At 72.5% G+C, this 14,029-nt stretch carries 12 protein-coding genes; 3 read left to right on the plus strand and 9 right to left on the minus strand.

The annotated features are described in order from the left end of the window. Positions 1–51: 51 nt before the first annotated feature. On the minus strand, positions 52–1,539 hold the full coding sequence (locus KE274_RS06605; protein WP_211542067.1) for a glycosyltransferase: 1,488 nt from the start codon (positions 1,537–1,539) through the stop codon (positions 52–54). Between the two features lie 60 nt (positions 1,540–1,599). After that, complete coding sequence (locus KE274_RS06610; protein WP_211542068.1) at positions 1,600–2,508, minus strand: LysR family transcriptional regulator; 909 nt, start codon at positions 2,506–2,508, stop codon at positions 1,600–1,602. A 138-nt stretch (positions 2,509–2,646) separates the two neighbouring features. Here KE274_RS06610 and KE274_RS06615 point away from each other — a divergent pair, with 138 nt between their 5' ends. After that, positions 2,647–6,108 (plus strand): proline dehydrogenase family protein, encoded by a 3,462-nt coding sequence (locus KE274_RS06615; RefSeq protein WP_211542070.1) that lies wholly within the window; start codon positions 2,647–2,649, stop codon positions 6,106–6,108. 67 nt (positions 6,109–6,175) lie between these two features. On the opposite strand, the gene KE274_RS06620 is transcribed toward KE274_RS06615, so the two are convergent. The 5 genes from KE274_RS06620 to KE274_RS06640 form a co-directional block, all read right to left on the minus strand. Next, complete coding sequence (locus tag KE274_RS06620) at positions 6,176–7,273, minus strand: ABC transporter permease (RefSeq protein ID WP_211542072.1); 1,098 nt, start codon at positions 7,271–7,273, stop codon at positions 6,176–6,178. Further along, positions 7,270–8,154 (minus strand): ABC transporter ATP-binding protein, encoded by an 885-nt coding sequence (locus tag KE274_RS06625; RefSeq protein WP_211543335.1) that lies wholly within the window; start codon positions 8,152–8,154, stop codon positions 7,270–7,272. The genes KE274_RS06620 and KE274_RS06625 overlap by 4 nt, the downstream gene beginning before the upstream one ends. Positions 8,155–8,268: 114 nt before the next feature. After that, positions 8,269–9,441: a benzoate/H(+) symporter BenE family transporter gene (locus KE274_RS06630; RefSeq protein WP_211542074.1), complete on the minus strand. Its 1,173-nt coding sequence runs from the start codon at positions 9,439–9,441 to the stop codon at positions 8,269–8,271. Positions 9,442–9,478: 37 nt separating this feature from the next. Next, positions 9,479–10,210, minus strand: coding sequence for a response regulator (locus KE274_RS06635; protein WP_211542076.1), 732 nt, complete (start codon positions 10,208–10,210; stop codon positions 9,479–9,481). After that, a complete protein-coding gene (locus KE274_RS06640; RefSeq protein WP_211542078.1) occupies positions 10,207–11,460 on the minus strand; it encodes a sensor histidine kinase in 1,254 nt (417 codons plus the stop codon). Before KE274_RS06640 ends, KE274_RS06635 begins: the two co-directional genes overlap by 4 nt. Before the next feature lie 103 nt (positions 11,461–11,563). On the opposite strand from KE274_RS06640, the gene KE274_RS06645 reads away from it, so the two are divergent. Beyond that, on the plus strand, positions 11,564–11,968 hold the full coding sequence (locus KE274_RS06645) for a VOC family protein (RefSeq protein ID WP_211542080.1): 405 nt from the start codon (positions 11,564–11,566) through the stop codon (positions 11,966–11,968). Continuing rightward, positions 11,965–12,273 (plus strand): winged helix-turn-helix transcriptional regulator, encoded by a 309-nt coding sequence (locus tag KE274_RS06650; protein WP_211542082.1) that lies wholly within the window; start codon positions 11,965–11,967, stop codon positions 12,271–12,273. The genes KE274_RS06645 and KE274_RS06650 overlap by 4 nt, the downstream gene beginning before the upstream one ends. 56 nt (positions 12,274–12,329) lie before the next feature. Here the strand turns inward: KE274_RS06650 and KE274_RS06655 are convergent, their stop codons facing one another. Next, a complete protein-coding gene (locus KE274_RS06655; protein ID WP_211542083.1) occupies positions 12,330–13,139 on the minus strand; it encodes an HAD family hydrolase in 810 nt (269 codons plus the stop codon). Between the two features lie 19 nt (positions 13,140–13,158). After that, a complete protein-coding gene (locus KE274_RS06660) occupies positions 13,159–14,004 on the minus strand; it encodes an exodeoxyribonuclease III (RefSeq protein ID WP_211542086.1) in 846 nt (281 codons plus the stop codon). Positions 14,005–14,029 lie beyond the last annotated feature (25 nt).

Below are 14,029 nucleotides of genomic sequence, written 5' to 3' on the forward strand. Positions count from 1 at the left end.
GTCCGGCTACCCTCCCCCCAACCCATACATGCGCATGCATATTCCCGGGTGTCAGCGTCCGATCGCCCAGCGCAGCCGACGGCGCACCGCGCCCGCCCGGCGCCGCAGCCGCACACCGCGTGGCTGCTCGCGCGCGGCCTCCAGCAGCTTGGCGTCGTACGCCGCCCGCAGCTCGTGCGCCCACCGCCGCGTCACGGCGCGGTCGGAGAACGACGCGGCCTTCGCCCTGGCCTTGCGCCGCATGGCCTCCAGGCGTGCGGGCGGCAGCGCGGCCAGCTCCACGATGCGCCGCGCCATCCCCTCCACGTCGCCCTCCGGCAGGAGGAAACCGTCGACGCCGTCGTGGATCATGTCGGCCGGACCGTAGCGGATGTCGTAGGCGAGCGGGATGCAGCCGGCCGCCATGCTCTCCACCAGCACGAGCGGCAGGCCCTCCGAGGTCGAGGTGAGCAGGCTGAACCCGGCGGTCGCGAACTCCTCCCGCGCGCGCGGGTCGAATCCGCGCAGCCGGATCCACCCCTCGGCATCGCGCCGGCGGATGCGCTCGGCGAGCTTCGACGCGTCCGGCCCCTCGCCGATCAGGTCGGCCTCGATCCGGGGGTCGGCCCGGTGGGCGAGGGCGAGCGCGTCGACCGCGTGACCGAGGCGCTTGCGCTTGTCGAGCGACGCGACCACCACGCCGCGGGTGGCCGAGCGGGCGGCGGACACCGCGGGCGGCAGCGCCACCTCGTTCGGGATGGTGCGGATGCGGGCCTCGACGCCCAGGGCGGTCAGATCCTCCTCGAGGTCGCTGCGCTGCCGCTGCGTGAGCACCACGATCTCGTCGAAGTCGCCCGCGCGCCGCAGCACCGAGGCGCGGGACTCGCGGAGCGTGCGCGGGCGTCCGGCCAGCCGGTGCGAGGCGTGCACGATGTGCACCGTGGTCACGTGGTCGCGGCGGTACCCGGCGACCGGCCGCGCGGCGGTCTTCGAATCCACGAGCAGGAAGCTCGTGCGCCCGGCCGTGAGCCGGTCGAACCACCAGCGGTAGAGCCCCCACGTGCTGCGCCACGAGCGCAGCGGCGTGCCGTCGACGCCGTAGACGACCACGCGTCGCTCGGCCCCTTCCCGCTCGGTCGCGAGGAGCGAGCCGTCGCGACGGAACCGGTCCACCGCGAGGAGACCCTCCTCGTCGCGGCGCGAGCGGCTGAGCACCACTCCGTCGTGCTCGCGCACGGCGTCGCCCGCTTCGGGGACCAGCAGCGGCGGCAGCGCGGGGATGACGCCGCGTGGCGCCGGTGCGGTGGCGCGCAGCTCGTCCCACAGATTGCGGATGCGCAGGCCGTCGATCAACTCGCCCTTGGCGCGCAGGCGCTCCGAGAGCTCGGGGTAGTCCGGCCCGTCGTCGAGCGTGAGCAGGTCGACGTCGACGCCGCCGATCCGACGGAACGAGCGGGACCGGCGCAGCATCGCGCTCGTCATCCCGCCGAACTGCTCCGTGATGCCCCAGGTGAGGGCGAAATGTCGGGCGGCCGGGAGGCGGGGAGGGAAGAGCGACATCTTGCCGAGGATAGCCCGGGGCTTCCCGCACCGCGTCCTCCCCGCGGATGACCCGGCAGATCAGTCGAGCAGGTTGTGCGAGGCGGCGTCGGCGAGGGCCGCCCGGACGGCGCGGATCGACGGGGCATCGGCCGACACGCGTCGCGCGGACGAGAAGATCTCGCGGCGTGGCGCGCGGGGCAGCGGGGAGAGGTCGACGGTGGGGGTGTCGCCCGCCCACACCAGCTCGGGGAGCAGCCCGACCGCGAGCCCGGCGTGGATCAGGCGGATGTGCGCCGTGAGGTCGGCGAGCTCGTAGCGCACGTCCGGTTCGAACCCCGCGGTGCGACACAGCTGCTCGGCCCACGCGCGGGACGCGGTGCCGGCGGGCTCCAGCACCCACGGCTCGGTGCTGGTGGCGCGCAGCGCGGTGCCGGGGTCGCTGTGCGCCGTGGACCCGGGCTGCCGGGCGAGGGCGATCGCGTCGTGTGCCAGCGCCACACGGTCGAGGTCGGCGTGGATCGGGCGGCTGTGCCCGGGGTACTGCTCCGCGAGGATGAGGTCGTCGTCGCGGCTGGACACCGCGACGAGGCCCGACTCCGGATCGCGCTCGGTCACCTCGACCCGCAGTGCCGGGTGCCGTTCCGCGAGGGCGGCGAGGGCGCGCGGGAGCAGGGAGTGGGCGGTGGACTGGAACACCGCGAGGCGCACGGTACCGGTCACCTCGGTGAGCGACTCGGCGACCGCGACCCTGGCGTGCTCGAGCTGGTCGAGGATGCCGATCGCCTCCGACACCAGCACGGTGCCCTGGGGGGTGAGCTGCACGCCGCGGCCCACCCGGCGCAGCAGCGGAACGCCCACGTCGCGCTCGAGCGCCGCGAGCTGCTGGGACACCGAGGCCTTGCTGTAGGAGAGGGCGTCGGCGACGGCGGAGAGCGTGCCGCGGCGCGACAGTTCGACCAGCATGCGCAGGCGGGTGATGTCGAGCACGGGCGCCTCGCGATCGTTAGGCCAGAGTGAACAGAATCCACTCGAATCGGTTGATAGACGGAGCCTACCGAGCGGCTGGACAATGATCCAGCCGCACACGACACCCGGGTGTGCGCTGCCGAGGAAGGTAACCCGCCCATGACCGTCATCGACGACACCACGCCCCGCACGGAAGAGGTGGCCGCGCTCGTGCAGCGCTGGCTCGCCGAGAGCGAGACCCACCCGGTCGAGCCCGCCGCCCAGCGCCTCTCCGAAGTGCTCAAGGACCCCAACGGTCTCGACTTCACGGTCGGCTTCGTCGACGGCGTCATGCGTCCGGAAGACCTCCGCGTCGCCGGCCGCAAGCTCGCCGAGCTCAGCGACATCACCCCCACCCTGCTGCCCGGCTACCTGCGCGCCGCGATCAAGGCCGGCGGCTTCTGGGCGCCCAAGCTGCCCGGCGTGGTCGTCCCCATCTCCCGTCGCGTGCTGCGTGCGATGGTGGGCCACCTCGTGCTCGACGCCACCCCGTCGAAGCTCGGCCCGGCGATCGCCAAGCTCCGCAAGAGCGGCAACCGGCTCAACCTCAATCTGCTCGGCGAGGCCGTGCTGGGCGAGCGCGAAGCGGGCCGCCGCCTCCAGGGCACCTACGACTTCCTCGCCCGCCCCGACGTCGACTACGTCTCCATCAAGGTGTCGAGCGTGGTCAGCCAGCTGTCGATGTGGTCGTTCGACGAGGCCGTCGCCGACGTGGTCGAGAAGCTCACGCCGCTGTACCGCCTCGCGGCCGAGGCCGAGGCCAAGGGCAAGGCCAAGTTCATCAACCTCGACATGGAGGAGTACCGCGACCTCGACCTCACGATCGCGGCGTTCACGAGCATCCTCGACCAGCCGGGGCTGGAGAACCTCGAGGCCGGCATCGTGCTGCAGGCCTACCTCCCCGATGCGCTCGCGGCCATGCAGCGCCTGCAGGAGTGGGCGGCCGCCCGCCGCGCGAAGGGCGGTGCGCCGATCAAGGTGCGCGTCGTCAAGGGCGCGAACCTGGCGATGGAGGAGGTCGACGCGAAGGTGCACGGCTGGCCGCTCGCGACCTACGGCACCAAGCAGGACTCCGACACCAACTACAAGCGCGTGCTCGACTGGGCCATGACCCCGGAGCGCCTCGACGCCGTGCGCATCGGCGTCGCCGGTCACAACCTGTTCGACATCGCCTACACCTGGCTGCTCGCGAAGCAGCGCGGCGTGACCGATGCGGTCGAGTACGAGATGCTGCTCGGCATGGCCACCGGGCAGGCCGAGGCCGTGCGCAAGGACGTCGGCCGCCTGCTGCTGTACACGCCGGTCGTGAACCCGGCCGAGTTCGACGTGGCGATCGCCTACCTCGTGCGCCGCTTGGAGGAGAACGCGAGCCCGGAGAACTTCATGTCGGCCGTGTTCGAGCTGGCGTCGAACCCCGCGCTGCTCACGCGCGAACGGGAGCGCTTCGAGCGGTCCCTGGCCGCGCTCGCCGCCGACGCCTCGCTGCCGGAAGACCAGCGCGTGCCCGCACCGCACCGCACGCAGGACCGCACGGCCGAGCGCCCGGCCGGTGTGACCGAGGGCTTCGCAAACCAGCCCGACAGCGACCCGGCCCTCGCGGCGAACCGCGCCTGGGGCCGCGACATCCTCCGGCGCTCGGTCACCACCACTCTGGGCCGCGACGCGATCGCCGCCGCCCGCATCGAAACCGAGGCCGAGCTCGACGCCGTGTTCTCCGCCGCGACCGCCGCCGCCGAAAAGTGGGCGGCGCTCCCGGCCGCCGAGCGCGCCGCCGTGCTGCACCGCGCGGGCGACGAGCTCGCCGCACGCCGTGGTCAGCTCATCGAGATCATGGCGAACGAGGCGGGCAAGACCATCGCCGAGGCCGACCCGGAGGTGAGCGAGGCGATCGACTTCGCGCACTACTACGCCGAGCGCGCGAAGGAGCTGGAGGCCGTGTCCGGTGCGGAGTTCGTGCCGTCGAAGGTCACCGTGGTCACCCCTCCCTGGAACTTCCCCGTCGCGATTCCCGCGGGCGGCGTGCTGGCCGGCCTCGCATCGGGCTCCGGCGTGATCATCAAGCCGGCCAAGCTCACGCAGCGCTGCGGTGCCGTCATGGTGGAGGCGCTGTGGGCCGCGGGCGTGCCGCGCGACCTGCTCGCGCTCGTCGACCTCGGCTCGCGCGACCTCGGCACCCGCCTGGTCGCGAGCCCGCAGGTCGACCGGGTCATCCTCACCGGCGCCTACGAGACCGCGCAGCTGTTCCGTTCGTTCCGCGCCGACCTGCCGCTGCTCGCCGAGACCAGCGGCAAGAACGCCATCATCGTCACGCCCTCGGCCGACCTCGACCTGGCGGCCGCCGACGTGGCGCGCAGCGCGTTCGGTCACGCGGGTCAGAAGTGCTCGGCCGCGTCGCTCGCGATCCTCGTCGGCTCGGTCGCCGACTCGAAGCGGTTCGAGCGGCAGCTGGTCGACGCCGTGACCTCCATGCGCGTGGGCCTGCCCGACGACCCGGCCACCCAGATGGGCCCGATCATCGAGCCGGCCAACGGCAAGCTGCTCACCGCCCTGACCACGCTCGACAAGGGCGAGCGCTGGCTGGTCGAGCCCCGCAAGCTCGACGACGAGGGGAAGCAGTGGACGCCGGGCGTGAAGACGGGCGTGCGCGAGGGCTCGTACTTCCACCTCACGGAGTTCTTCGGCCCGGTGCTCGGCATCATGCACGCGAAGGACCTCGACGAGGCCATCCGGCTGCAGAACGCGGTCGACTACGGCCTGACCGCCGGCCTGCACTCGCTCGACTCCGCCGAGGTCGCCACGTGGCTCGACCGCGTCGAGGCGGGCAACCTGTACGTGAACCGCGGCATCACCGGCGCGATCGTGCAGCGGCAGCCGTTCGGCGGCTGGAAGCGTTCGGCCGTGGGTGCCGGTGCCAAGGCCGGTGGCCCGAACTACCTGTTCGGCCTGGGTGAGTGGCGTCCGGCCGAGCTTCCCGCCGCCGCAACCGGTGCCGCCGTGACACCCGCCGTGACCGCGCTGATCGACGCGGCCGCCGCCGACCTCGACCCCGCCGCGATGGAGTGGCTGCACCGTGCGGCCGCCTCCGACGAGCGCGCCTGGGTCGACGAGTTCGGTGCGGTCAGCGACAAGTCCGGTCTCGGGGTGGAGCGCAACGTGTTCCGCTATCGTCCGGTCGCGGTCGACGTGCGACTCTCGGAGGACGCGACCCTCGCCGACGGTGTGCGCGTGCTCGCGGCCGCCCTGCGCAGCGGCAGCCCGTTCACCGTGTCGGCTGCGGCCCTGCCGTCGCGCGTGACCAAGGTGCTCTCCGGCGCCGGGGTCTCGGTGAAGACGGAGTCCGACGCGGCCTGGACCAAGCGCTACGCCAAGGCCGCCCGGTCGTGGCAGCGCGTGCGGCTGGTGGGCGGCGACGCCTCGGCCCTGTTCGAGGCGCTCGACGGTTCGCCCGACGTGGCCGTGTGGTCGCACGCGGTGACGGGGGCGGGGCGCGTGGAGATCCTGCCGTTCCTGCACGAGCAGGCCGTGTCGATCACGAACCACCGCTTCGGCAACCCGACCTCGCTGTCCGAGGGTGTGATCTGACCCGAGGCTTCCACGGCGACGCCCCCTGCCCCGCGCGATGCGGAGCAGGGGGCGTCGTCATGCGGGCTCAGCCGCGCAGCGCTTCGGCGAGCTTGACGCGCGAGCCCATCCGCAGCAGCGAGTTCTCGTAGATCTTCGCGCCCACGACGATCGCCGCCACGCAGCTCGCGAGCAGGATCACCAGGCTCAGCAGCGGCTCCCACCACTGCGCCTCGCCCACGAACAGGCGCATGGGCATGCCGACCGGGGCCGAGAACGGCACATACGACATGATCGTCAGCACCAGCGGGTTGTCGTTGAAGACGATCACCAGGATGTACGGCGCCATGATCAGCATCGTGATCGGAGTGGTGGTCGAGCCGATGTCCTCCTGGCGCGACACCATCGACGCCGCGGCCGCGAACATCGCGGCGAGCAGCACGAAGCCGAACAGGAAGAACACCGCGAACCAGATGATCGGGGCGCCGAGCGTGGTCAGCACCTCGCGCTGCCCGGTCACGATCAGGCCGATGGTCGCCACCGCCGCCAGGGCCAGGATCTGCCCCATCGCCAGCACGGTGTTGCCGATGACCTTCCCGGCGAGCAGCGTGCGGGCGGGGATCGCCGACAGCAGCACCTCCACCACGCGGGTCTGCTTCTCCTCGACGACGCTCTGGGCGATCGTGCCGCCGAAGGTCGCCGCGGCCATCATGAACACCAGGCCGAACGCGATCGCGATGAAGTACCGCAACAGCGGGTTGGTGGTGACCGGTTCGAGGATCTCGACCTCGGGTGACAGCGACAGCGCCGACACGAGCGAGCCCGGGGCGTCCTGCAGTGCGACGATCGTGTACCCCGTGTGTCCTTCGGTGCCGCTCGCGGGCAGCACGGCCGCATCGACCGTGTCGTCGCGCACCAGCTTCTCCGCCTCGGCCTGGTCGGCGACCTGCGTGACCTCGACACCGGGGATCTTCGACACGACGGACGCGGTGTCCGCGGTCGCCGCGACCGGCATGGTGTCGGTGTTCTTGCTCGCGAAGCCGCCGAACAGCACGCCGGCGAGAGCGAGCACGAGCAGGATGCCCGTGGAGATCAGGAAGGCTTTGCTGCGCAGCTTCGAGCCGATCTCGCGCTCCGCGACGAGCCAGATGCCGCTGGGCGTGCGAGTGGGGGTGGGGGCGCTCACTGGATGACCTCCTTGAAGATCTGGGCGAGGGACGGATGCTGCGGGGCGAAGCTCGCGACGTCGCCGCGCTGCACGGCCGACTGGAGCACGCGCTGCGCGGTCTCGGGGCTGTCGGCGTCGAACAGCGCGTAGCCGCCCTCGAAGTCGATCACGGTGACGCCGGGCTCGGTGCGCACCCAGCCCGCATCGCCCGCGGACACCAGCTCGTAGCGGTTGCGGGCGTGCTCGGAGCGCAGCGCGTCACGCGACCCCGCCGCGCGGATCGTGCCACCGGCGAGGATCACGAGGTCGTCGCACAGGCGCTCCACCACGTCGAGCTGGTGGGAGGAGAACAGGATCGATGCCCCCTTCGCGGCGCTGGACTGCAGCACCCCGGCGACCACGTCGACCGCGAGCGGGTCGAGCCCGGAGAACGGCTCGTCGAGGATCAGCACCTCGGGGTCGTGCACGAGCGACGCCGCGATCTGCGCGCGCTGCTGGTTGCCGAGCGACAGCGACTCGATGGTGTCGTTCAGACGCTCGCCCAGACCCAGCTCGGTGAGCAGCGTGGTCGCCCGCTGCGTCGCGTCCTGCTTGCCGAAGCCGTGCAGCCGGGCGAGATAGACGATCTGCTCCAGCACCTTCATCTTCGGGTACAGGCCGCGCTCCTCCGGCATGTAGCCGAATCGGCGACGGTCCGCGGTGGTGAGCGGCGCGCCGTCGAGGTCCACGCGGCCGCCGTCGGACGACAGCAGACCGAGCACGATGCGCATGGTGGTGGTCTTGCCGGCGCCATTGCCGCCGACGAACCCCGTCAGGCGCCCGGGGGCGACCGTGAAGGAGACGTCGTCGAGCACGCGCCGAGAGCCGTAGCTCTTGGTGATGCCGGAGAGTTCGAGCAGTCCTGTCATGCCCCTCACGCTACGGAGCGACGGGGCGCACGACATCCCCCACGCGGCGGAGTCCCGGGCGTCCGCCGCGCGGGTGAGCGGGCGCCGCGCGGGGGAGCGGAGACCTCAGCGGCGGCCGGCGTGCAGCGCGGTGCGCACGAGCAGCCCGGCCACGAGCGCCCAGAACGCCGCGCTCACGCCCAGCACCGCGATGCCGGAGGCGGCGACGAGGAACGTGACCACCGCCGGGAGGCGCTCGCCCGGATCGTCGATCGCCTGCTGCACGGCCGACCCGAAGGCCGCGAACAGGGCGAGCCCGGCGACGGCGGGGATCACGGCCTCCGGCGCCAGCACCACGAGCGTCGCGAACGCCGCCGAGAACCCGCCGAGCACCAGGTACGACACCCCGGTCGACACTCCGGCGACCCAGCGGCGCTTCGCGTCGGGGTCGGCGTCGGGCGAGGCCGCGAGGGCCGCACTGATCGCGGCGAGGTTGATCGCGTGTCCGCCCGCGGTGGCACCGACGGCCGTGCCGAGTCCGGTCACCAGCATCGCGGGGCGCCACGGCACCTCGTAGCCGAAGCTGCGCATGATCGCGATGCCCGGCACGTTCTGCGACGCCATCGTCACGATGAACAGCGGCAGCGCGACCCCCACCAGTGCTCCGACCGTGAACACCGGCGCGGTCAGCTCCACCCGCGGCAGCAGCACCGCGGGGTCGACCGCGTCGCCCGAGGTCACCAGGGACACCGCGACGACCAGGGCCGCGGCGAGGAACGCGAGCGGGACCGCCCACCGCGGAGCGAGACGCGCGAACACCAGCCACGTGAGCACGACCGGGATCACGCCCCACGGATTGGCCACGACGCCCGTGATCGGCGCAAGACACAGCGGCAGCAGCACCCCCGCGAGCATCGCCTGCGCGATCGACGGCGGAATGCGGGCGATCAGCGCACCGAGAGCGGGCCACAGCGCCGTGAGCAGGATCAGGGCCGCCGTGACCAGGAACGCGCCGACCGCCGCGGGCCACCCGCCCTCGATCGAGCCGGTGGAGGCCAGCAGGGCGGCCCCGGGCGTGGACCACGCGACCGTGATCGGCATGCGGTAGCGCCACGCCAGCACGACGCAGGCGACGCCCATCGTCACGGTCACGGCGAGCAGCCCGCTGGCCGCCTGGGCCGCGGTCGCCCCCATCGCATCGAGCCCGGTCAGCACCACGGCGAACGAGCTCGTGAAACCCACGAGGGCGGTGACCACCCCGGCCAGGATCGGGCGCGACAGAGGAGCGGTGTCAGGCATGGCTCAGAGGCTATCGCGGGCCGCGGCCCGCCTCGCGTCAGGTGAGCCCGAGGCGATGGGCCAGGACCACCGCCTGCACCCGGTCGCGCGCGCCCAGCTTCTGCAGGATGCGCGAGACGTGGGTCTTCACGGTGGCCTCGCCGATGTAGAGCGCCCGCGCGATCTCCCCGTTGCTGCGGGCGTCGGCGAGCAGCGCCAGCACCTCGGCCTCCCGCTCCGTGAGGGGTTCCGCGAGCACGCCCTTCTTCTCGCTCCGCTCGCTCAGGGGCCGGGGGGATGTCTCGCTCCGCTCGCTGAGGGGCCGGGGGGAGGGGAGGGGGTCGCCCTGGCGCCCGTGCGTGGCGAAGCGCGCGAGCACCCGTCGCGTGACCTCCGGGGCGAGCATCCCGTCGCCCGCGGCCAGGGCGCGCACGGCAGCGATCAGGTCTTCGGCGCCCGCGTTCTTGAGCAGGAAGCCGCTCGCGCCCGCGTCGAGCGCCCGGTACAGGTAGTCGTCGCGGTCGAACGTGGTCACGATCGCGATGGCCGCGCGGACCTCCGGGTCTGCGACCAGGCGCGAGGTCGCCTCGATGCCGTCCATGTCGGGCATCTGCACGTCCATCGTGATGACGTCGGGTCGTAGCTGTGCGGCCAGCGCCACGGCCTCCGCCCCCGTCGCGGCCTCGCCGACCACGGTGATGTCGGGCTGCGTGTCGAGGATCGTGCGGAACCCGGCGCGCAGCAGCGCGTGGTCGTCGACCAGGAGCACGCGGATGGGGGGGCCGCTCATCGGACCGCTCCCGCGCCGGCGGTCGCCAGGGGCACGCGCGCCCGCACCCGCACGCCGCCGTTCGGTCGCGGCGTCACGTCGAGGGTGCCCCCGGAGGCGGCGGCGCGCTCGCGCATCCCGAGCTGCCCGAGCCCCGGTCGCAGCTGCCCGATCGCCCGTCCGGAGTTGACGACCTCGACCTCGACGCCGTCGTGGTCGTAGCGCACCCGCACGTCGGCCGTGGCGCCGGGCCCCGCGTGACGCCGGGCGTTCGTGAGCGACTCCTGGGCGATGCGGTAGAGGTTGACGGCCACGAGCGAGGGCACCGGCACCGGGTCGCCGATGACCGTGTAGGCGGTGGGCAGTCCGGCCGCGGTCGAGGCGTCCGCGAGTTCGGCGATGTCGTCGAGCTCCAGCGTCGACGCACCGTCCGCGGTCTCGCCGCCCGGAGTGCGCAGGGTCTCCAGCAGCTGCCGCAGTTCGTGGATCGCGTCGCGCGCCGAGGCTTCGACCCCGGTGAGGATGCGGGCGGCCTGCGCGGGGTCCTGTTCGAGCACGAGTCGCGCGGCTCCGGCCTGCACCCCCATGACCGACACGTGATGGGCGACCACGTCGTGCAGCTCCCTGGCGATGCGCACGCGGTCGAGGGCGACGGCCTGCGCCGCGGTCACCTCGCGCTCGCGCTCGAGCTCGACCGTGCGCTGTTCGAGCACGGCCCGCTGCTCCGCGGCCGCCCAGGAGCGCTCGCCGAAGTAGTACGCCCCGCCGAAGTACAGTCCGTTGAGCAGGATCTGGATGAGCATGAACGCGACGTAGGGCGACATGGCCCCCGCGACGACCTCGGCCTTGTCGGCCTCGCTGATCGCGTCGCGGTACATCGTGATCAGCAGCCACACGAACATCCCGACGATGATGGCGACGCGCACGAGGAGGGCCCGCCGTCGGTCGTTCAACCAGGCGCCCACCGTGAAGAGGGCGATGAACATGGCGATGTTGCCGACGTAGATCTCCGGCACGCGGATCGTGACGGCGGCGAAGTAGGCGGCGCACACGATCACCGCGACCGTGGCGGGCCAGCGCCGCCGGAAGGCGAGGGGTCCGGCGAGGACGGCGGCGTAGACCAGGGCCGTCCACAGGTCGGCCTGCTCGTCGCCGTACACCTGCGCGATGGAGGAGAGCGCGGCGCTGAGGACGGCCCCGACGAACAGCACGAGGGCCAGCAGCAGATCGCCGCGCCGGTCGCGCTCGGTCGGCGTGCGGGTGAAGGGCATTCCTCCACCGTAGGGCGGGCGTCCGGGCGGCGGCATCCCCCGTGGGACGGATGGCGGAGCGGAGCCTCTTGACCGCGTACTTGTTTTTTGCAAGTATCTCCGCATGAGCCTCTTCATCACCTGTCCGGTCGAGAGCGTCGAGCGCGCGACCGCCTTCTACACGGCCATCGGCTGGACCCTCAACGCCGACATGTCCGACCACAACGTGTCGTGCTTCGCCATCGCCCCCGAGCAGTACGTCATGCTCGGAAGCCGGGAGATGTACGCCAGCGTCGGCGGCACCGAGGACGTCGTCGGCGGCGCCGACACGCCCTCGAAGGTCACCGTCTCCTTCGACCTCGGCAGCCGCGAGGCGGTCGACGAGCTCGTCGAGCGGGCGGGAGCGGCCGGAGGGCGCATCGGCGACACCGACGACTACCCCTTCATGTACCAGCGCCAGTTCGACGACCCAGACGGGTACCACTACTCGCCCTTCTGGATGAAGCCGGACGCCGACGCGGACGCGTGAGCGACCTCGCCGCCGCACTCGGCGTCGTCGGGGCGCGCTGGGCGCTGCTGATCGTGGAGCGACTGCTCGACGGGCCCCAGCGCTACGGCGACCTGCAGCGCGACCTCGGGGTCCCGACCAACATCCTCGCGACCCGTCTGCGCGAGCTGGAGGCCGCCGGTGTGCTCGCACGCCTCCCGCTCCATCACAACACCCGCGCCTACGCGCTCACCGAACGCGGTCTCGCGCTGCGTGAAGCGATCGACGCGCTGCGGGCATGGGGGGCCGCGGGAGAAGACGGATCAACCGGCGGAGCGGAGAGGTAACAGGAGTGAAGCCGCGGACCGCGGCCGCATCCTGATCGACCCCCTCACCGCCCGGGTCAGCCCAGCAGGCGCTCGATCACCCGTGCCACGCCGTCGTCCGCGTTCGACGGCGCCACCTCGTCGGCCGCCTCCTGCACCACCGCGTCGGCGTGCGCCATCGCGACGCCGTGGCCGGCCCAGCGCAGCATCTCCACGTCGTTGAGCGCATCGCCGAAGGCCACGACCTCGGCCCGGTCGATGCCCAGGTGCGTGCACAGCCGCGCGAGCCCCGTGGCCTTGGTGACCCCCTGCGCCATGACCTCCACGAACGGCGCGCCAGACAGCGTCGCCTCGAAGCCGGTGAGCCCGAGCGACCGCAGCGTCGCGAACAGCTCGGCGGGCGCGAGCTCCGGGTGCCGGATCACGAGCTTGAGCGTCGGGGCGGCCAGCACCTGGTCGAGCGGCACCCCGCCCATGGTCGCGGGGTCGCGCTTGTGATCGGACAGCTGTGCGACCGCGGCGTACCCGTGCTGCGCCACGAACGTCTCGCCGCCCTCGCGCACGCTCGCGAACAGCAGCCCCGGCACGCTCGCGCTCAGGGCGTCCGCGAGAGTGCGCAGCGTGGCGGGAGGCAGTTCCTCGGCGAACAGCATCCGCCCCTCGGTGAGGTGCGTGGCATACGCGCCGTTGCCGCACAGCGTCCAGCCCTCGAACCCCGCATCCGCCGCGATCACGCGCAGCCCGATCGGCTGCCGGGCGGTGACCGGGACCACGACGACGCCCGCCGCCCGTGCCGCGTCGAGCGCCGCACGGGTACGCGGCGTGACAGCGGCCGACGGGTCGAGCAGGGTCCCGTCGAGGTCCGTCGCGATCAGGCGGAGAGTCACGATGCGCGCCGCGGGGCGCTCAGGAGAAGATCATCGGCAGGTCGTCGTCGGCGTCGGCCCCGCCGAAATCGAGATCGACCACGACCGGCACGTGGTCGCTGGGCTGCTCGCCCTTGCGTTCGTTGCGGTGGATCGACGCGCCCGTGACCGCGTCGGCCAGGGTCTTCGAGCCCAGGATGAAGTCGATGCGGATGCCCTCGTTGCGCGGGAACTTGAGCCGCTGGTAGTCCCAGTACGTGTACCCCTCCGGCAGCAGCGGGCGCACCACATCGGTGACTCCGGCGTCGGCGAGCGCGAAGAACGCGTCGCGCTCGGCGGGGGAGACGTGCGTCGAACGGCCGACCACGATGTCGGGATCGCCGTTGTCGTGGTCGAACGGGATGATGTTGAAGTCGCCGACGAGGGCGAGCGGCAGGTCGGGGTTGGCCGACAGCTCGGCGGCGGTGGACTGCTTCAGCTGCTCGAGCCAGTGCAGCTTGTACACGTAGTGCGGGTCGTCGAGGGAGCGGCCGTTCGGCACGTAGAGGCTCCACACGCGCACGCCGTCGACCATGACGCCGAGCGCCCTGGCCTCCTGCGGGGCGTCGGGCCCCTCGTGACCCTTGGCGAAGCCGGGCATGCCGTCGAACGCCGTGCGCACGTCGGTGATGGGCAGGCGGCTGGCGATCGCCACGCCGTTCCACTGGTTCAGGCCGTGCACCTCCACGTGGTACCCGGCCTCCTCGAACGGCCCGTACGGGAACTGCTCCGGCTTGCACTTCACCTCCTGCATCGCGAGCACGTCGATGTCTTCACGGACGGCGAACTCGACGGTGCGGGCGACACGGGTGCGGATGGAGTTGACGTTCCAGGTGGCCAAGCGCATGCCCCCAGCCTAGTTGCGGCCTCCG

Source organism: Microbacterium paraoxydans, assembly GCF_018224615.1.
Lineage (GTDB): Bacteria > Actinomycetota > Actinomycetes > Actinomycetales > Microbacteriaceae > Microbacterium > Microbacterium paraoxydans_B.

Coding starts and splice junctions, on each gene's coding strand:
- KE274_RS06635 (WP_211542076.1), bottom strand. CDS start 10,210: ATGAGCGGCCCCCCCATCCGCGTGCTCCTGGTCGACGACCACGCGCTG.
- KE274_RS06660 (WP_211542086.1), bottom strand. CDS start 14,004: ATGCGCTTGGCCACCTGGAACGTCAACTCCATCCGCACCCGTGTCGCC.
- KE274_RS06605 (WP_211542067.1), bottom strand. CDS start 1,539: ATGTCGCTCTTCCCTCCCCGCCTCCCGGCCGCCCGACATTTCGCCCTC.
- KE274_RS06630 (WP_211542074.1), bottom strand. CDS start 9,441: ATGCCTGACACCGCTCCTCTGTCGCGCCCGATCCTGGCCGGGGTGGTC.
- KE274_RS06615 (WP_211542070.1), top strand. CDS start 2,647: ATGACCGTCATCGACGACACCACGCCCCGCACGGAAGAGGTGGCCGCG.
- KE274_RS06645 (WP_211542080.1), top strand. CDS start 11,564: ATGAGCCTCTTCATCACCTGTCCGGTCGAGAGCGTCGAGCGCGCGACC.
- KE274_RS06640 (WP_211542078.1), bottom strand. CDS start 11,460: ATGCCCTTCACCCGCACGCCGACCGAGCGCGACCGGCGCGGCGATCTG.